Origin of the sequence: Brevibacillus sp. AF8 (assembly GCF_021270385.1) — a bacterium.
Taxonomy (GTDB): domain Bacteria; phylum Bacillota; class Bacilli; order Brevibacillales; family Brevibacillaceae; genus Brevibacillus.
In genome coordinates, this window is sequence record NZ_JAGQDN010000009.1 from 121,767 (window position 1) to 139,922 (window position 18,156).

Below are 18,156 nucleotides of genomic sequence, written 5' to 3' on the forward strand. Positions count from 1 at the left end.
GGCCGCGTCAGAACGGCTCCCCTTTTTCTTATACATGCCTTCGATAAGCACATATTCTGTTGTACATTGATTTGTCGGCAAGCTTCAGAAACAGGGTAATGTCGGGGTGGAGATTGGCTTCAATAATCCATACCCGGCCACTTGCGTCAATCCCCATATCCAGACCAAAGACTTTCTGGCTCGTGTAATAGCGTGCCAATCGTTTCGCAGCGAGTATGGCGATTCTTCGCAGGCGAGCAATGATCGTGGAGGTGGAAGCACCGCGAATCGATGAGCGTTGAATGGCTGAACGGATCGGCAGCACCCGCCCCTTGCTTCTTTTGACATTGGTGATGATATAGCCTCTGCCTGCTACTTTTGCAAGGATTCCGGTAACGGCCCAGGGAGAGCCTGATCTTTTTTGGACCATCACTCTTACATCGAACAAGGCACCATTGACGCGTGCCAGTGAGATACCGCGCTGAATCAGATAAGAGGTCGTTATTTTTCTGCGCAAATACCTGTAAGTCTCCAACTTGCCACGCAACGTGTAGTGTGCAGGTCCACGTTGGACGCGGTAACGGCCCTTGGCTTTCCGTGTGATGAGCATGACGCCAGCACCACCACTTCCTGTTGCTGGCTTGACGATCACCTTTTTGTATTGATCCAGAAATGCATGCAAAGACTGTTTAGAAAAACGAGCTGTCCGGGGTAAGGCCGAGCCAAGCGCAGAACTTGCTCGGAGCAGGTTATGCTTGGTCAGTTTTGATTTGCTCTTTTTGCCCAAGAAGGTCATTCCCCCAATCGAGAATGGAAACGTAGCTATTTTGCTGTCAGTGTATGTCCTATCTGGTTTCCGCGTCTGTGGGAATGACCTCATAAATAGAAAATAGGTAGGGGAGCCTTTGGATTCGCTCTTTACTATGCTTTATTTTTTCGTATACTGAAAAGTAGCATATTCGTTTCATCAGATGAAACGATCGGAACAAAGTAGGAAGCAGGTGTCAAACACTTATGGAAGAAGAACAAAAAGCAAACGTTCGAGCAGTCGATCGGGCTTTGGATATCCTGCTCTGTTTTACGGACGCAACGGATCTGGGCCTGAGCGAGATAGCGAGTCGACTCTCCTTGCATAAAAGTACCGTGCATCGTTTGCTGGCAACGCTGGAGAACAAAGGGTTTCTGATACGAGATGTCCAGACGGAGAAGTATCGACTTGGGTTTCGCGTTTGGGAGTTATCCGCCAATTTGTCGCAAAACGATGATCCAGCGACTTTGCTGCTGCCGGAGATGGAGCGATTGCGGGATTTGGTGGAGGAAACGATTAGTTTGTACGTGCGGGATGGAAACGAGCGGATACGCGTACAGGCAGTCCAAAGCAAGCAGCCGATTCGCAGGGTGGCGCCAATCGGAGCGCGTATGCCACTTGCGGTGGGGGCATCCAGCAAGGTACTCGTTGCTTACGCAGAGCCTTTCATTTTGCAGGAAGTCATCAGCGATCCGAATTGGCCTGACTATGTGAACAAGGAGTCTTTCATTGAGCAATTGGATCAAATCAGGAAGCAAGGCTTCGCGACTAGCGTAGAGGAACGGGAGCTGGGGACAGCAGCCGTAGCCGTCCCGATATTCAACCGCAATGGACAATTGGTAGCGTCAATAGCGGCGTCGGGTCCTTCCAACCGCCTGACTCCTGAAAAAATGAGCCAATATGCTCCTTACATCATGGAAGCAGCCTATCGGATGGGGAAAATGATGAAATAACGAAGAAGCCAGCACACCGCTATGGAGGTGCTGGTTTTTTGTTACTCGAATAAAAAACTTTACTTAAGTTAATTTATATACTATGATAAACGAAAATGGAAATATGGAAAAAGGAGTACAAGATGGCAGAAGCATTATCACTACGTGAGAAAAAGAAAGCAAAAACCAAATTCGCCCTTCTGGACGCTGCCTTGGAGCTGATAGGAGACGGGAGCTTCCGCAATGTACTTGTGGATGACATTTGCGAACGAGCAGAGGTGTCGAAGGTTACATTCTTTAAATTTTTCCCGCAAAAAGAAGAGCTCTTGATTTATTACATGAGCATATGGCAGGCAGAGTGCTTTGTTGAGTTGCGGAGTACTGACAAGAGAGGTTGGGAAGCTGTTCGGCATATTTTTGCCAAGGTTACGCGTGATAGCGAGAAGCAGCCTGGGGTCATGCTTAGCCTTATCAGCTTTTTAGCCGAGCAAAAAATGCACCCGTGTGTCCCGCTTTTATCTGATGCAGAATTGTACTTGCGCTTCCCCGAGGAAGAGGAGAGAGAAGCCATTAGAGCAACTGATCTGCATCAAATGTTGCAAAAGTGCGTGCAAGAAGCAGCCGAGGATGGTCAACTCGCCCTTCACCTGCCGGAGAGGGAAGCCGTTATTCTGTTATTCTCGATATTTTACGGAGCCTATCTGACGGCACATTTGTTTCATGTGTCTGATTATATGGCGTGTTATGAGCTGCACCTCAAATCATTGATAAGGTAGGGGAGTCGGATGGCAAAAGTAGTTCCGGGGCGTTTTACAGCACAAATGGAAGGATCTTTCGTCGTATTTATCATCGGGATGAGAATCAACCGTATGCTTGCGGTTCATAAGTGGATGCCAGTAGCTAACGCCATGGGTGGCATGATGCGAGAGTTGTATCAGCATCCTGAGCTCGGACTTTTGGGGCATACTTCGCATTTTAATCTCCGTGAAATCACCCAAATCCAGTACTGGCGATCCTATGAGCACCTGGAAAATTACGCGAGAAAAAGCCACAATCATCTGAGCGCGTGGAAGAAGTTCAACCAAGCGGTAGGAATGGATGGAACGGTTGGGATTTTTCACGAGACGTATTTGGTCGATGCTGGAAAATACGAATGTCTTTACGGAAATATGCCTGTCTGGGGATTGGCCAAGGCAGGAGAGCATCTACCGGCAGTGGGAAAAAGGGAGACGGCACGCCGGCGTTTGGGCGGTGAGAACGAGCCAGCAGTTCCTACTCCTGCACAATAACAGAAGAGACCGGCAGCCACAAAAGAATCGAGTAGCGGTAAGTTTATCCACTAACCCAATGCGCATCGATACAAAAAAAGGTCGCCCCGATTCTGCTGTGGGCGACCTTTTTGCCGTCAAAAGTCAGGCAGATTATCCAAATTGTTTTCCTTGATTCCGTCTGGCTCACTCCGCAGAATGTCTCTCCCATACTTGTGAAATACGTCTACATGAGCCAGCTTGCCAGCCTTTGCGTCGTTGAGTGCGGTGATATAGTCGAGCTCGCGGCCTGTGTCTGTTTTAAAGGCGATCAAGTCTCCATCGTCATTTTTCCTGACGGCGACGATTTGCTCTTTTCCCGTATTAGTCAGTGGGCTGTTGTCTTCATTTTCCTGGATCGCCTGTTGTTCTCCGGCATTTTTGTACGTTTCATAAATTTGTTCAAAGTTTCGTTGATCCATGCATCATTCCTCCTCATCAGTAGGGTGCCTAAAATGGGGGAGAACATGTATTCGTTTTGATTTTCGATGACTATGCTCGCTGTGAACTTAGAGGAAGCAAGGTCGCTGCAATCCACTTATACGATTCGATTGAATAGCTACTATCCAAACGATTCGCAAAACTCCGAACCCATCCATCCAAATCATCCAAGGAGAGTTCATCACGATTCCAGACAGGTCAGTCTGATCCAGTTCACTGCATTGAGCCAGGTCATCGCGAGCGTCTGCAGCATGAGCGGCAGCATGCGTCCAGCCTTTTCTTCCACATAGCCGCAGATCTGTTTCTTGCCGGATGTAAGAGAAAAGGATGATTCCGATGCAGGATCAGGATAAGGGGAAGTAATAAAACGACGGAATAAAAAGAGTAGAGGGCAGATTTTCCGAAACCCGCCCTTTCTCTAAAAAACTGCCTTACTCACTCGGTTGTCAGGCGCAGCAGCCAATCTTTCAAGTCGACGATACGCAAAGTTTTGGGTTTCGTGGTTGTCCCGGTTACCAGCAGGGGAACGAGTGAGTCGATCTCGTGCAAGGAACCGTGTGCCGCTCCGCCGATATGGGTGGGAGAGCTTTCGGTAATGAGCTCATGCCCAGGCTGAACAGTAACGACCACATATCTGCCTTCATGCGAATTCATTGCGCCATAGAGCCTCGCTAGAACGTCCGGGTATTTCCCGTATGTCATCCGGTTGTTCTTGATGGTCATATCCAGCAGACGCGGATCGCCATCGAAGGTCCATGTTTGACCATATGGATCAATATAGGGACCGTTTGGCTGGTAAGAAAACTGTTGATTGATCTGGCCTGCTGTTACGACAATCTTTTGATCTTCCTTACGCGCAATGATGTCCAGCTTAGCTTCACGCTGCAAGCGTTTTACGATATCCGATAACGGAATACGTGAGTCCAAGGCGTAAATATAAGCCATCCGTTCGTTGGTCGAAATCACGACTTGATCAGTAGGGGTGACAGGCTGACTGATTTTGGCTATACGATAGTCGGTCAATAAGCTGCGCAAGTCAATGGTAGCGGTCTTGCGATCATTCAGAACAGGGGTCTGTCCACTGTCTCCCATGACGATCCACCGCGCTTCTTTGATTGCTTTGTCCCACGAGCCAAATGCATCGAGTACGGTCTGAAGCGCTTTATCCGCTTTTTCAATCCCTTCGATCGTAGCGGGTCCCTTCTTATGTACTTCCATATCATTTTCCGGCAAGTAGGTGATGGTAAGAGGGGGAAGCTTTTTGTTGGCGATGAGATAGGCAGCCTCCTGCGCGGAAAACTCATCGTTCATCCCGTATTTTCGCCAAATGCGCTTTTCACGCTTTTGATTCGGATCAAGCTGGGCAAATGCTGCATACGACATCAATTTTGGTCCGGTCACATTCAGTTCACTTGGCAAACGTGTGCCGAAATCAATGAGACGGGGGATTTGTAAGGTGTGGGGCGTTTTGCCTCGCCATAGAATCGCATTGATGGAAGCGGTATCCTTGCCTTTTTCCGCCAATTCTTCATGGATGGTTTTCGTATGCGGATTGAGCTGGACCAGGTTTAATTGATGAAGGATATCTAACAGCACTTGTGGCTGATCGATCTTTAGCCCTTCTTTGGGACCATACCCGTAATAAATCATCCGCTTTTCCTTGTTGCTGAACCAGGATAATCCCGGTACATGATGCTGATTGGCATACGTCCCTGTAAGAAGGGTGCTGTCGATCGCCACCGACATGGTGGGGAATGAGCTCACAACTTGCGGGTAATAGCGCCCGTTTGCAAGCAAATAGCCCAAAGCTGGAGCGCGGCCTTGCCGGATTGCTTCTTGCAGTGGTTTGTCCATTAACGAATCAATGAGAATGAGCAGGACAGGCTTTTGTGATTCGTTTTTCTCAGCCGTGGGTTGAGCCTTAAGGCTATGCTGACGGATTTGGGAAGCTGAGTCTGGCTTGCAGCTGATCACAGTCAGACTCAGCACCAACAGGAGAAGGGTGGCGTATGTGAATCGCGGCTTCATGTTTCCATTCCTTTTATGCGAATTTGGTTTTCCCTATTTTTCGTTTTCGGGGAAAAATTATTCTCCAAGTCTGCCTCATTTACCCTTCCGGCAACAGATGAGAGATCTCTACAATCACCCCTTTTTCCAAAAACAAACGAGGGATGCGATTACTGAGGGTGGCAACGACTTCATAATTGATCGTTCCGAGCATTTCAGCAATCTCATCGACAGTAATCTCGAGGTTTCCTTGCTTGCCATAAATCACGACTTCATCGCCTTGCTTTCCACTGCCTTCTCCCAAGCTGACCATCATCTGATCCATCGTCACTCGCCCTGCGATTGGCAACCTTCTGCCTCGATACAGAACAAATCCCCGGTTAGAGAGTGCGCGCGAATATCCGTCGGCATAACCGATTGGAACCGTCCCGATGACCTCTCCGTGCTTTGCTATGTATGTAGCCCCATAACTGATGGTATAAGGTGGCGTCAGCATTGTCTTCACATAGGAGAAGCGCGATTTCAAGCTGAGTGCCGGAACGAGCTTCACACGATGGAGTTGGCGGATATAAGCGGATGGATACAGCCCGTACATGCCGATTCCGAGGCGGATCATATCGGCGCTATATTCGGGAAAAGCAATAGTGGCGGCGGTGTTGCACATGTGTACGGTCGGAAGCTCGAAGCCTTTTTCCTTCAGGTAACGAAGATAATCAACAAATAACTCGTGTTGCGCTTTGGTTAATGTGTGGTCAGGTTCATCCGCAGTGGAAAAATGAGTGAAGATTCCGGTCCATGCAAGGGAAGAGCTTGAAGTTAACGCCTTCACGACTGAAAGCAACGCAGATTTTGTCCGTACGCCGAGACGTCCCATGCCAGTGTCTACATTGATATGGATGTTCAAACGATTGGAGAAAGTGGTTGCTTTGACAATTTTATCGGCTTTTTTGATCCAATCGGCCTGAAACGCAGACAGCTCAATATTCCAGGCGACCGCCTCTTTGACACGTGAAAGAGGAGTGAATCCCAGCACGAGAATAGGTGCTACAATGCCCGCCTTTCGCAAGACGATGCCTTCTTCCAGGATGGCGACAGCGAGAGAAGTAGCCCCGTACTCGAGGGCATGGCGGGCTACTCCAACAGAACCATGGCCATAGGCATTCGCTTTTACAACTGCCATGATTTTCGTCTGTTCAGGAATATGCCGGCGTATGGCCCGAATGTTTTTCTTAATGGCATCGAGATTGACCTCGATCCAGGTTTCGCGAAACAACTGTTTCATCACGAAAATCCCTCCCTTTTTGTGGGAAACAATTCCCTCTTCCATGCGTATTCACCGTTTCTTCTTCTTAGGCGTGGCCTATCACTATCAGGAAGTGAAAACAAAAAACAGACCAAGTGTAGAGAGGCCTGTTTAACGACAACCATGTTCTGACTGGGAACGTAAAAAGGGCAGACTGCCGAGATACTCGGAGCCTGCCCTTTTCATTGGGTGGGTGCTGATACGAACTTATTTTTTATTCGTTTGCTTACGCGTTTACTGGTTTGCCTTCATCCAGCAACTGACGCAGAACCGTTTGCAGGATACCACCATTGCGGTAGTAGTCTACGTCTACCATGGAATCGAGGCGCACGATTACTTCGAATTCGAAAGTGCTGCCGTCTTTCTTCGTTGCTTCTACTTTTACGCGTTGGCCAGGTTGAACATCATCGGAGAGACCCACAATGCTGAAGGACTCAGTACCGTCGATGCCGAGGGACTTCCAGCTTTGGCCATCAGCGAATTGCAGAGGCAGAACGCCCATACCAACCAGGTTAGCACGGTGGATACGCTCGAAGCTCTCAGCGATAACCGCTTTGATACCCAAGAGGAATGTACCTTTTGCTGCCCAGTCACGGGAAGAACCAGTACCGTACTCTTTACCAGCCAGTACAACGAGTGGAGTACCGTCTGCTTGATACTTCATGGAAGCATCGTAGATGGACATTACTTCGTCAGTTGGCAAGTATTTCGTTACGCCGCCCTCAGTTCCAGGAGCTACTTGGTTGCGGATACGGATGTTCGCAAATGTACCGCGCATCATGACATCGTGGCTACCACGACGAGCACCGTAGGAGTTGAAGTCTTTGCGCTCTACGCCGTTTGCTTGCAGATACAGACCTGCTGGGCTAGTTGGCGAGATGTTACCAGCTGGGGAGATATGGTCAGTTGTCACAGAATCACCGAAGAGTGCGATGGTGTTCGCTGCTTTGATGTCTGCAATTTTAGCGATTTCTCCAGCCAGGTTTTGGAAGAATGGCGGTTCTTGGATGTACGTGGATTTTTCATCCCACTCATACAGGTCGCCAGTTGGAACGTCGATTTTGTTCCAAGCTTCGTTTTGTGTGAACACTTGGCCGTACTCAGCGCGGAACAGAGCCGGATTCATAGCTTTGTCCATAGCAGCTGCGATCTCTTGTGGAGTTGGCCAGATGTCTTTCAAGAATACAGGTTGACCGTCTTTGCCAGTGCCGATTGGCTCTGTAGTCAGGTCGATATTTACAGTACCTGCGAGTGCATAGGCGATAACCAATGGAGGAGAAGCGAGGTAGTTCGCTTTTACCTGTGCATGGATACGGCCTTCGAAGTTACGGTTACCGGAGAGTACCGCTGCAACTGTCAGATCTTCGTCAGCGATAGCTTTGCTGGTTTCCTCTGGCAATGGACCGGAGTTACCGATGCAAGTGGTGCAACCATAACCTACGACGTTGAATCCGATAGCATCCAGAGAATCGATCAGACCAGCGTCTTTCAGGTATTGGGTAACTACGCGAGAACCTGGAGCCAGGGAGCTTTTTACGAAAGGAGGCTTTTTCAGGCCTTTTTCCACAGCTTTTTTCGCCAGGATACCTGCACCCAGCATTACGCTAGGATTTGATGTATTGGTACAGGAAGTGATCGCTGCGATAACAACCGAACCAGTTTTCAGCGTAGCTGTTTCACCGTTTGGATAAGCAACAGGTGCGCTAGCTGCGATTTTCTCTTCGGAGAGACCAAATCCGCCCTTGTCGATCGGCGTCACGAGGCTGTTATTGAAGGATTCCTTCATAGCAGTCAGTTCTACGCGGTCTTGAGGACGTTTTGGACCAGCCAAGCTAGGTACGACAGTGGACAGATCCAGTTCCAATGTTTCGGAGAATACTGGGTCAACAGTCTCGTCAGTACGGAAGAGGCCTTGTGCTTTGGTGTAAGCTTCAACCAAGGAGATGAGGTCTTCTTCACGACCGGTTTGACGCATGTAGTTGAGTGTCTCAGCATCTACTGGGAAGAAGCCCATAGTAGCGCCGTACTCAGGTGCCATGTTTGCTACGGTAGCGCGGTCAGCCAGCGAGATGTTGGACAGGCCTGGTCCGTAGAACTCCACGAATTTACCTACAACGCCTTTTTTACGCAGCATTTGCGTAACAGTCAGAGCGAGGTCGGTTGCAGTCGCACCAGCACTCAGGGTACCAGTCAGTTTGAAACCAACTACTTCTGGCGTTACGAAATACAGAGGTTGTCCGAGCATTCCTGCTTCTGCCTCGATACCACCAACACCCCATCCAAGAACACCAAGACCGTTGATCATAGTGGTGTGGGAGTCAGTACCTACGAGAGAGTCAGGGAAAGCAACCAATTCGCCATCTACTTCGCGAGTAGCGATTACAGTTGCGAGGTACTCCAAGTTTACTTGGTGAACGATACCAGTAGCTGGAGGAACCGCACGGAAGTTGTCAAACGCAGTTTGTGCCCAACGCAGGAAGCGGTAGCGCTCTTGGTTGCGTTCGAATTCCAATTTCATGTTGTTGTCAAGAGCGGACGCGTTACCGAAATCGTCAACCATGACGGAGTGGTCGATAACGAGGTCAACTGGAACCAACGGGTTGATTCGTTTTGGATCTCCACCAGCGCGCTTCATCGCGATGCGCATCGCTGCCAAGTCAACTACAGCCGGTACACCGGTGAAGTCTTGCAGAACGATACGAGCTGGCATGAGAGGTACTTCTTGGTTTTCGTCGCGGCCTTTTGTCCAGGTCGCCAATTGTTGTACGTGTTCTTTGGTGATCGCGCGGCCGTCGAACTGACGAACAGCAGCCTCGAGCAGAACTTTAATGGAGAACGGCAGTTTGGAAACATCGCCCAATCCTTGTTCTTCCAACCCTTGCAGGCGATAGTAAGCAAAAGACTTGTCGCCTACTTGCAGGGAAGACTTTACTTTGTAAGCATCTTTGTTAGCCAATGTATACAACCTCCCTATAATAACTTGGAGTTTCATCTGGTGAAACGTTGTTTCGTTTCTTCATTACGAACCTATTATATACGATTTGTTTCCCGGCTTCTACCCCAAATTCATCATTTATATACAAAAATCATAGGTAAAGAAAATTGGATCAGAAACGTCTTCTTATTAGAAAGAAGAAAATTGCACGCACTTGAATTATTATCCCGTTTATATTTCGTTTACATTCATGCAGTATCTTATCACTTGCAAGTGAAAATGAGTGAAGGAAAAAGGGGAGAAATGAACGAATGGAACAAACCAACAGCGTAGCGAAATGGGGAAACTGGCGACCTTTCTTTCGATTAATTAGGGACACAAAGCCATCCAAGCTGAAAATCGGTGTCGCGTTGTTCATGAGCATCGCAACTACACTAGTTAGCTTAGTGATACCCTTGTTTACGAAGGATTTGGTGGACAGCTTTTCCCTGTCTACGATTACAACACCACAAATCATTCTATTGATCGTTGCCTTTGTCGCACAAGCCATTGCAGGAGGACTGTCCATCTACTTATTAAATCATGTCGGCGAGAGTGTGGTGGCCTCACTCCGTGAACGACTATGGAAAAAACTACTCGTCCTGCCGATCTCTTATTATGATAACAACCGGACAGGTGATACGATCAGTCGAATGACCAACGATACCGGCGTTGTGAAAAGCCTGATTACGGAGCACCTGTCCAGCTTTTTCACAGGATTGATCACGATTGTTGGTTCTGTGGTGACCTTGCTCTACCTCGATTGGCAAATGACGTTAACCATGCTCGTTGCTGTGCCGCTGTGCATCGGGATTCTCATGCCGCTTGGCAGTCAGATGTACAAAATTTCAAAAGGATTGCAAGATGAAACCGCCAGCTTTACAACCATTATGAATCAAGTGCTCCAAGAAATGCGGCTCGTCAAATCTTCCAATGCCGAAACCCACGAGTTGGGAATGGGAACAAAGGCAATCGGGAATTTGTTCCGATTCGGGCTGAGAGAAGGAAAAGTCCAAGCCGTCATTGGACCACTAATGTCCTTTATCCTGATGGTGCTGCTCGTGGTTGTGATCGGCTATGGTGGCATGCGTGTGTCCATGGGAGCATTGACAGCTGGTGAGCTGGTCGCATTTATTTTGTATCTGGTGCAAATTGTCATCCCGCTGGGGCAATTCACACAGTTTTTCACCTCGTTACAAAAAGCCATGGGGGCAACCGAAAGAATCATCTCGACACTGAACGCTGAAGAGGAGGATCTTCTGACAGGACGGACGCTTGAAAACGCAGGACTGCCCATCCATTTGAGCCATGTGAGCTTCGCGTATGAGAACGGGGAAACGATTCTCGATGATGTCAGCTTTACAATTGGGGCCGGAAAAGTAAATGCGATTGTCGGACCGAGCGGCAGCGGCAAGACGACGTTGTTTTCCCTGGTTGAAAGATATTACCAGCCACTGACTGGAGAAATCAGGCTAGGCAATGATCCCATCACGGATTTTTCCTTGAAGTCATGGAGAAGTCAAATCGGCTACGTTTCCCAGGAAAGTCCATTGATCGCCGGAACCATCCGAGAGAATATTTGCTACGGGATTTCACGGACGATTACCGACGAGGAGTTGAAGGAAGCGGCAAAGATGGCCTATGCGGATCAATTTATTGAGGAATTGCCGAATGGCTATGAGACAGAAGTAGGGGAGCGAGGCATGAAGCTATCGGGTGGACAACGCCAACGAATCGGCATTGCCCGTGCACTGCTTCGGGACCCACAAATCTTGATGCTGGATGAAGCGACCTCTAGCTTGGACAGTAATTCCGAGATGATCGTCCAGAAGGCGTTGCAAAATTTGATGAAGGGACGCACCACCCTCGTGATTGCCCATCGCTTGTCGACCGTGGTAGAAGCAGACCAAATCATCTTTTTGGAAAAGGGAAAAATCACAGGTATGGGTACACATGAAGAGCTTTTTCAAACTCATGAGATGTACCGGGAATTGGCTAGTCAGCAATTGCTCGTAAAAGAGAGGGTGTAGAACGTGACCACGATTATGGTAGTTGACGACGATCCGCATATTCGCGAGCTCGTCAGCGTCTTCTTGCGCAATGAAGGCTTTACGATAGTGGAAGCCGTTGACGGACAGGAGGCATTGGACAAATTGGAATCAGTTGCCGCACAACTGGTGATTCTTGACATCATGATGCCGAACATGGACGGCTGGGAGCTGTGTCGAAAGCTTCGTGAGTATTATGATTTTCCCTTGCTCATGCTGACTGCCAAGGGAGAGACATCACAAAAAATCAAAGGCTTTGAGCTGGGGACAGATGATTATTTGGTGAAGCCGTTTGATCCGCAGGAGCTGGTCGTCCGGGTAAAAGCGCTGCTCAAGCGCTACCGGATTGCCGCTTCGCATCAGGTTCAAGCAGGTCAACTGTTACTTGATCGTAAAACATTTGCAGTCACGAGTGGCACGAAAACCTGGACGATCCCACTAAAGGAGTTCGAGCTGTTGTTCAAACTGGCCAGCTATCCCGGGCAGACCATTTCCCGCGAGCAGCTGATCGAACAAATATGGGGCTATGATTTTGAGGGGAATGAGCGTACGGTAGACGTGCACATCAACCGGTTGCGGGAACGTTTTCCGGAAGCGATGTACGGCTTTTTGATCCGGACGGTCCGAGGACTTGGTTATCGTTTGGAGATCGTCGTATGAAAAAGAGAAGTCCAGAACATTCCTATGTTTTGCTGAAAAAAATCGTCAGTGTGGTGGGCTTATGTGTTGTTTTTGCCTTGTGCGGCCTAGGTGCATACGGGATTACGACTCTCTTTTATAGCTATACGGGCTATCATCCCAATAATCTTGTAAAAACGTTGGTCCAATCCGTTTTGAACTGCATCCTGTTTATTGGGGTAGGAATAATTATTTCTTTCTTCACCATGTCAAGGCATCGGGGCAGGTTTCAACCATTGATTGATGCGCTTAGACGGATTGCCATGGGGGATTTTCGGGTCAATCTGGATATCAAGCTGGCGCATGAATGGGGGGAGTTGGTGGACGGCATCAACCATGTGGCGGAACAATTAAATGAAATGGAGAAGCTGCGGCAGGAGTTCATCTCCAATGTTTCCCACGAAATCCAATCGCCTTTGACGTCCATCAGCGGGTTTGCTCGCGCCCTGCATAATGAAAGACTTAGCCAAGAAGAGCGTAAACGCTACTTGGAGATTATCGAGTCGGAAAGCAAGCGACTGTCCAAGATCAGCGACAACCTGCTTAAGCTCACTGCACTAGAGGGCATCCAGCATGATTTGGAGCGGAAGTCATATCGGTTGGACACGCAACTACGCGCACTTATCCTTGCATGCGAGCCCCAATGGGTGGCGAAAGAGATTGAAATGGACATAGACTTGGAAAAAGTCGAAATCGTGGCCGACGAGGATATGCTGAGTCAAGTCTGGACCAACTTGCTTGGGAACAGCATCAAATTTACAGGGGCAGGCGGGAAAATCAGCGTAAAGCTGGAGAAGGTAAACGGAGAAGTACTCGTGAAAATAACCGACACGGGAATCGGGATATCCAAGGAAAATCAGGAGCGCATTTTCGAAAGATTTTTCAAGGCGGACCCATCGCGGAATCGAGCCAATTCGGGCAGTGGTCTGGGGCTGGCGATTGTGAAAAAAATAATGGATTTGCATCATGCCACGATCGTCGTGGATAGTGAAGTAGGGAAAGGTACCACGTTTACGATTACATTTGTTCAAACGGCGTAAAAAAGCTGCCCCTTCGTCCGAGTGACGGTCTGGGACAGCTTATTTTCATTACGGGTAAACCAGTTACGCGCCGATATACTTGGCATGGAGCGAACGTGCCAGGCTGACGTCATCTGTGCCTTGCACGAGGACGCGACCATCTGGGAAAATGACGAGCGTGTACGTATCGACACGGAAACGCAGCAAAAACTTGTTCTGCTCAATTTGTCCCAAAGGGGAAAGTCTTGCTGCCAATGCGTTCAGATCAAGTGTCATTGCAGCGGCGGGCGAGATTTGTACGGTGTCTCGACCACAAAGCGAAACGGCTTGTCCATCTTGGGTATCCGGCTGTAAAAACGAAAATTGCTTCTGCCCGCATGTCGGACAATCGTCTCGGCGGGCATTGACCACCTTGATTTGCTGATGGCGGTTATGCCAAATCTCAAAGTGCTCCAAATTCGGATTGAGTTCATCGATTGCGCCCACTAACAGCTTGAATGCTTCTGTTGCCTGATAGGAGGCGACGATGTGAATGATCGGTCCGATGACGCCAGCCGTGTCACAGGTAGGCATCTCGCCCGGGTTTGGCGCTTCAGGGAAAAGACAGCGCAAGCAAGGCGTGATTCCTGGACGAATCGCGGTAAAGGTTCCGGTCGCACTCACGGCGCCACCGTACACCCACGGGATACTATGCTTAACGCAAACATCGTTCACGAGATATCTCACCTGAAAGTTATCTGTCGCATCCAGAACGAGATCGACGTCTGCCAGCAATTCCTCCGCATTGTAAGCGGTGAGGTCTGCGACAATCGGTTCGATCGTAACAGCTGAATTGATCTTTGTCAGCTTGGCGTGGGCTGCAATTGCTTTTGGCAAATGCTCGGCTGCATCGGATTCGTCGTAGAGCATTTGACGCTGCAGGTTGCTCGGCTCGACGAAGTCGCGGTCAATGATGCGAACAAAACCTACTCCAGCACGGACCATATGATTGGAGAGAACCGTTCCGAGCGCTCCCATGCCGACGATCGCAATACGACTTCGCCCGAGCTTCTCCTGTCCACTGCGCCCGATTGGATGAAACAATATTTGACGGGAATAGCGAGTATCCAAGGCGTTACTCCACCTTTCCTTCTGGCATCGCAAGAGGATTCCATGGTCCTTGCTGATGGCCCTTCCACTCGCTTCCATCTTCCCACATTTCTTTTTTCCAAATAGGAACGATCTGCTTGAGTCGCTCGATGGCATAACGGCCTGCTTCAAATGATTCATTACGATGCGCTGTTGCCACGGCACAAACAACCGCAATCTCTTCCACAGTCAAATGACCGATACGATGGTGCATCGCGACTTGGGCTCCCGGCCAGCGTTCCTCGATCTCAGCTGCCACCTGCTTCATTTTTTCAACAGCCATAGGGGCATACGCTTCATAGGACAAATACACGGTGCGCTGCCCATGGGTAAATTCCCGAACAGTTCCGACAAAAGTAAGAATTGCGCCCGCATGCGGGTTGCTCACCAATCGAACGAGCTTGTCCGCAGAAATAGGCTCCTCGGTAATGGCAAAGCGCGGGTCTTCTTCTCCGCCGCTTACTGGAGGTAAGAGGGCAATCTCGTCATCGGCTGAAATGATCTGATTTTTCGTTGCATATTCGTGGTTGATAGAAACAAAGCAACTGCCCAAAAGCGCAGAGAGCGCAGGATATTCTTTTTCCACTGCTTGCAGAAGGTCGCTAACGGTCGCGCCTTCAGATAAGGTCAACTGTACTTCCCGGGCATTCGCACGTTCGGCGAGTCCGGCAAATAACAAGATTGTAATGGTCAAGACAATTCCTCATTTCCCTGGATGATACTACTCTCTAGGCTAGACGATATCATAAACCGATCAAAGTTGCCAATGAATGGGGTGTTACAATCAACAGTAGATTCTAAGGGGCGAAGCCTTCCTGACTCAAATAAATCTGATCCGGCGGAAAAACACGTAATAGCCGATCATAGACGATCCGATAGGCGGTAGGATCATACCATTGTTCCAGTCCCAGCTGTTCATAGAGAGCGGGAATGCCGTTTCTTTTCGTTCGTTTGCCGCCGCTGCCATCTCCCATATAAAAGTCATCGACACAGACACGGGTGACCAAGCGGCGCAAAATCTCCGGGAATGACTCACTGCTCGGCAAAACAGGGGCAATCGTTGCTTGTGTAGGGATGCCTGCTTCCGCCAAGCGCTGGAGTGTTTTGAGCCGCGCTTGAATGGGGGGAGCTTGCGGGCTAAAGTACCGGCGAATCTCCTCCAAATCGGTCTCGACGGTCATGCTGACGCGGACGCGATCACCCAGCAGGAGCAACAAATCTGCATCCCGCCAAACCAAGGGACTTCTCGTCTGCACCAGCAAAAAATCGGGTGGATTCTCTACCATGACTTCGAGTAAAGACCTCGTTACTTTTTCCGTTTGTTCGATGGGCTGGTACGGGTCTGTACTCGAAGACATGAAGATGGTTACCTTTCCTTTTTTCTTTGCCCGCAAAAGCTCCTTGCGCAATAAATCGGCAGCTTGCTGCTTAATGTCAACCCACGTGCCCCATTGCTCGTTGCGAAACAAAGAGACAGGCATTTGCCGAACATAGCAATAAGAGCAGGCGAAAGAACAGCCCGTATAGGGATTGAGCGAGTGAGTGTAATCCGCAAGAAATCCGCTTCCTTTATTAAGGAGGGTTTTCGGCATTTTATAGGAAAGGATGCTTTTCATATGGGGCGTTCCTCACTTTGCATCGTGAAAAATAATTCCGAGGCTGTAGCGCTTTCCTGAGGTAATCGTACTGACACCGTGGCGCAGCGTGTTTTTATAGTAGCCTCGCGTTCCCTGCACTGGACGGTAGGATGTCGGGAAAATCAGGCCAGCGCCTTGGTCCAAGGTTATCACATGTCCCCTGCTCTGTGCGCGCAGTCGTTGCTCCATCAGTAGAAATTCTCCGCCCCTGTAGTCCTTCTCCTTCTGATTCAAGGCAAAAACCACTTGAAACGGGAAGAACACCTCGCCGTACATATCCTGATGCAAGCAATTATAGCCACCTGTTTCGTATTTCAAAATCAGTGGAGTAGAGCGCAACTGACCCTGCTCGTGACATTGCGCCAAAAATTCAGGGAGGGTAGCAGGATAAATAGCTTCGCGTCCCAGCAGTTCCAGCCACCGATTCGCAGTCTGCGCAAGCATTGGATAAAAGCCTTCGCGAAGCTCCTGCAAAAGCGAGGGAAGGGGAGCTTGATAATAGCGATACTCCCCTTCACCGAAACGGTACCGCGCCATTTGGATCGTATTGCGAAAAAGGTCATCCTGTCCATACGTAGCGATTAATTCTTCGCACGCATCGGCGCTTATTAAGGAAGGAAAAGTTGCATACCCTTGTTTGTCTAGCTCCTGTTGCAAGGAATGCCAGTCAAGTGCAGCGATCGTCTCTGCCACTGATTTAGCCATGCTTCACACCCCGATTTGTCTTTTTCTCCAGATCAAGCAGAGTTGTCTTCATGGGCAGTCCTCCACGATAGCCAGTCAGTGAACCGTTTTTACCGACGACGCGGTGGCAGGGTACTGTAATGAGAACCGGATTGGCACCGATTGCTGCACCGACAGCACGAACAGCAGCAGGCTTTTCAATAATGGTTGCAATGTCGGTGTACGATACCGTTTGACCGTATGGGATTTGGCGCAGTGCCTCCCAGACAGCGAGCTGAAAAGGCGTTCCAGACAGGTCGAAATCCATGGAAAAATGCTCGCGCGTTCCCTGCAAATACTCCATCAGTTCTGTTGCAAAAGGCTTTAGCCATAGATCGTCTTGCACCAGCGAACTTTGTGGGTGATGTTTTTTAACCCAAGCTTCCAATTCAGCAAAAGGCTGGTTGACCGAGCCGACATAACAAAGCCCGGCAGCCGTTGCAGCTAGATAAATGGTCCAATCACCATGCACAAGTATGGACCAATGTACCGTCTGATTCTTCCTCATTTCCATTTCCATACGCCTCCTTTGAACTGTGTACGCACAGTATACCTCCAGCACCTGTTCTTCGTACGTTTTTAGGAGTGGATGAGCAAGATAACGAAACAATGTCTTCTACATTCCCATTGCTTTTATCCAGCGGCGGGAGTAAGGTAGGAGGAGATAGAGGAGGAACGATTCTAGTATGACAGATCAATTAACACATTTTAATGAACAAAATCGAGCGCGGATGGTAGACGTATCCGAGAAGGACGTCACAAAACGGGTGGCTGTAGCCGAGAGCCAAATCAGCATGAAACCCGAAACACTCGCCCGAATCCGCGAAGGTCGAATCGAAAAGGGCGATGTACTCGCAGTTGCGCAGGTAGCAGGTGTCATGGCTGCCAAAAAGACGTGGGAAATTATCCCGATGTGTCATCCGCTGCCATTGACTGGCATCGACATACAATTTGCATTTGTAGATGAAACGACGCTTGCGATTACAGGAACCGTGAAGACGACAGGGAAAACTGGCGTCGAGATGGAGGCGTTGACCGCTGTCAGCGTAGCGGCTTTGACGGTGTATGACATGTGCAAAGCCATGGATAAAGCAATGATAATCGGTCCGACCAGTTTGCAATCCAAAACAGGCGGAAAAAGCGGCGATTTCCATCGGGGAGAGAAGTAAGCC

The 18,156-nt window shown here is 49.2% G+C and carries 18 protein-coding genes; 7 read left to right on the forward strand and 11 right to left on the reverse strand.

The window, feature by feature from the left end; genetic code table 11:
- Nucleotides 1-28 precede the first annotated feature (28 nt).
- Nucleotides 29-766 (reverse strand): YheC/YheD family protein, encoded by a 738-nt coding sequence (locus tag KB186_RS14090; protein WP_232773832.1) that lies wholly within the window; start codon nt 764-766, stop codon nt 29-31.
- 227 nt (nt 767-993) lie between these two features.
- Here KB186_RS14090 and KB186_RS14095 point away from each other — a divergent pair, with 227 nt between their 5' ends.
- The 3 genes from KB186_RS14095 (at nt 994) to KB186_RS14105 (ending at nt 3,008) form a co-directional block, all read left to right on the forward strand.
- Complete coding sequence (locus tag KB186_RS14095) at nt 994-1,740, forward strand: IclR family transcriptional regulator (protein WP_047071855.1); 747 nt, start codon at nt 994-996, stop codon at nt 1,738-1,740.
- A 122-nt stretch (nt 1,741-1,862) separates the two neighbouring features.
- Nucleotides 1,863-2,495, forward strand: a complete 633-nt coding sequence (locus KB186_RS14100) for a TetR/AcrR family transcriptional regulator (RefSeq protein WP_173610977.1) — start codon at nt 1,863-1,865, stop codon at nt 2,493-2,495.
- 9 nt (nt 2,496-2,504) lie between these two features.
- The gene (locus KB186_RS14105; protein WP_221868149.1) at nt 2,505-3,008 is read left to right on the forward strand and encodes a DUF4188 domain-containing protein; all 504 of its coding nucleotides are present in this window, start codon (nt 2,505-2,507) and stop codon (nt 3,006-3,008) included.
- 116 nt (nt 3,009-3,124) lie between these two features.
- Here the strand turns inward: KB186_RS14105 and KB186_RS14110 are convergent, their stop codons facing one another.
- The 5 genes from KB186_RS14110 to acnA form a co-directional block, all read right to left on the reverse strand.
- Nucleotides 3,125-3,448, reverse strand: coding sequence for a DUF3892 domain-containing protein (locus KB186_RS14110; protein WP_173610979.1), 324 nt, complete (start codon nt 3,446-3,448; stop codon nt 3,125-3,127).
- Nucleotides 3,449-3,535: 87 nt separating this feature from the next.
- Complete coding sequence (locus KB186_RS14115) at nt 3,536-3,805, reverse strand: DUF2785 domain-containing protein (RefSeq protein WP_370646683.1); 270 nt, start codon at nt 3,803-3,805, stop codon at nt 3,536-3,538.
- 97 nt (nt 3,806-3,902) lie between these two features.
- A complete protein-coding gene (locus KB186_RS14120; protein ID WP_232773833.1) occupies nt 3,903-5,495 on the reverse strand; it encodes an alkaline phosphatase family protein in 1,593 nt (530 codons plus the stop codon).
- 79 nt (nt 5,496-5,574) lie between these two features.
- A complete protein-coding gene (gene alr, locus KB186_RS14125) occupies nt 5,575-6,756 on the reverse strand; it encodes an alanine racemase (RefSeq protein WP_232773869.1) in 1,182 nt (393 codons plus the stop codon).
- Between the two features lie 247 nt (nt 6,757-7,003).
- Nucleotides 7,004-9,733 (reverse strand): aconitate hydratase AcnA, encoded by a 2,730-nt coding sequence (acnA, locus tag KB186_RS14130; RefSeq protein ID WP_221868151.1) that lies wholly within the window; start codon nt 9,731-9,733, stop codon nt 7,004-7,006.
- A 290-nt stretch (nt 9,734-10,023) separates the two neighbouring features.
- On the opposite strand from acnA, the gene KB186_RS14135 reads away from it, so the two are divergent.
- Genes KB186_RS14135 through KB186_RS14145 form a run of 3 tightly spaced genes read left to right on the forward strand, consistent with a single transcriptional unit; the run spans nt 10,024 to nt 13,517 of the window.
- A complete protein-coding gene (locus tag KB186_RS14135; RefSeq protein ID WP_232773834.1) occupies nt 10,024-11,781 on the forward strand; it encodes an ABC transporter ATP-binding protein in 1,758 nt (585 codons plus the stop codon).
- Nucleotides 11,782-11,796: 15 nt separating this feature from the next.
- Entirely contained in the window at nt 11,797-12,459 is a 663-nt protein-coding gene (locus KB186_RS14140; protein WP_217367230.1) for a response regulator transcription factor, read from the forward strand.
- Nucleotides 12,456-13,517: a sensor histidine kinase gene (locus tag KB186_RS14145; RefSeq protein ID WP_173610984.1), complete on the forward strand. Its 1,062-nt coding sequence runs from the start codon at nt 12,456-12,458 to the stop codon at nt 13,515-13,517. Before KB186_RS14140 ends, KB186_RS14145 begins: the two co-directional genes overlap by 4 nt.
- 63 nt (nt 13,518-13,580) lie before the next feature.
- On the opposite strand, the gene KB186_RS14150 is transcribed toward KB186_RS14145, so the two are convergent.
- The 5 genes from KB186_RS14150 to KB186_RS14170 form a co-directional block, all read right to left on the reverse strand.
- Entirely contained in the window at nt 13,581-14,606 is a 1,026-nt protein-coding gene (locus KB186_RS14150; protein ID WP_232773835.1) for a ThiF family adenylyltransferase, read from the reverse strand.
- 4 nt (nt 14,607-14,610) lie between these two features.
- Complete coding sequence (moaD, locus tag KB186_RS14155) at nt 14,611-15,318, reverse strand: molybdopterin converting factor subunit 1 (RefSeq protein ID WP_173610986.1); 708 nt, start codon at nt 15,316-15,318, stop codon at nt 14,611-14,613.
- Between the two features lie 103 nt (nt 15,319-15,421).
- Nucleotides 15,422-16,240, reverse strand: coding sequence for an SPL family radical SAM protein (locus KB186_RS14160; protein WP_232773836.1), 819 nt, complete (start codon nt 16,238-16,240; stop codon nt 15,422-15,424).
- Nucleotides 16,241-16,252: 12 nt separating this feature from the next.
- On the reverse strand, nt 16,253-16,966 hold the full coding sequence (locus tag KB186_RS14165; protein WP_221868154.1) for a 2OG-Fe(II) oxygenase: 714 nt from the start codon (nt 16,964-16,966) through the stop codon (nt 16,253-16,255).
- Entirely contained in the window at nt 16,959-17,498 is a 540-nt protein-coding gene (locus KB186_RS14170; RefSeq protein ID WP_232773837.1) for a methylated-DNA--[protein]-cysteine S-methyltransferase, read from the reverse strand. Before KB186_RS14170 ends, KB186_RS14165 begins: the two co-directional genes overlap by 8 nt.
- Before the next feature lie 172 nt (nt 17,499-17,670).
- On the opposite strand from KB186_RS14170, the gene moaC reads away from it, so the two are divergent.
- Nucleotides 17,671-18,153: a cyclic pyranopterin monophosphate synthase MoaC gene (gene moaC, locus KB186_RS14175; protein ID WP_173610990.1), complete on the forward strand. Its 483-nt coding sequence runs from the start codon at nt 17,671-17,673 to the stop codon at nt 18,151-18,153.
- The last annotated feature ends 3 nt before the right edge of the window (nt 18,154-18,156 follow it).

Bases quoted from the DNA above. Each gene is read 5' to 3' on its own strand.
- KB186_RS14120 (WP_232773833.1), bottom strand. From the start codon at position 5,495: ATGAAGCCGCGATTCACATACGCCACCCTTCTCCTGTTGGTGCTGAGT.
- KB186_RS14105 (WP_221868149.1), top strand. From the start codon at position 2,505: ATGGCAAAAGTAGTTCCGGGGCGTTTTACAGCACAAATGGAAGGATCT.
- KB186_RS14145 (WP_173610984.1), top strand. From the start codon at position 12,456: ATGAAAAAGAGAAGTCCAGAACATTCCTATGTTTTGCTGAAAAAAATC.
- KB186_RS14165 (WP_221868154.1), bottom strand. From the start codon at position 16,966: ATGGCTAAATCAGTGGCAGAGACGATCGCTGCACTTGACTGGCATTCC.
- moaC (WP_173610990.1), top strand. From the start codon at position 17,671: ATGACAGATCAATTAACACATTTTAATGAACAAAATCGAGCGCGGATG.
- alr (WP_232773869.1), bottom strand. From the start codon at position 6,756: ATGAAACAGTTGTTTCGCGAAACCTGGATCGAGGTCAATCTCGATGCC.
- KB186_RS14110 (WP_173610979.1), bottom strand. From the start codon at position 3,448: ATGGATCAACGAAACTTTGAACAAATTTATGAAACGTACAAAAATGCC.
- KB186_RS14100 (WP_173610977.1), top strand. From the start codon at position 1,863: ATGGCAGAAGCATTATCACTACGTGAGAAAAAGAAAGCAAAAACCAAA.
- KB186_RS14160 (WP_232773836.1), bottom strand. From the start codon at position 16,240: ATGAAAAGCATCCTTTCCTATAAAATGCCGAAAACCCTCCTTAATAAA.
- KB186_RS14140 (WP_217367230.1), top strand. From the start codon at position 11,797: ATGGTAGTTGACGACGATCCGCATATTCGCGAGCTCGTCAGCGTCTTC.
- KB186_RS14170 (WP_232773837.1), bottom strand. From the start codon at position 17,498: ATGGAAATGAGGAAGAATCAGACGGTACATTGGTCCATACTTGTGCAT.
- KB186_RS14135 (WP_232773834.1), top strand. From the start codon at position 10,024: ATGGAACAAACCAACAGCGTAGCGAAATGGGGAAACTGGCGACCTTTC.
- KB186_RS14095 (WP_047071855.1), top strand. From the start codon at position 994: ATGGAAGAAGAACAAAAAGCAAACGTTCGAGCAGTCGATCGGGCTTTG.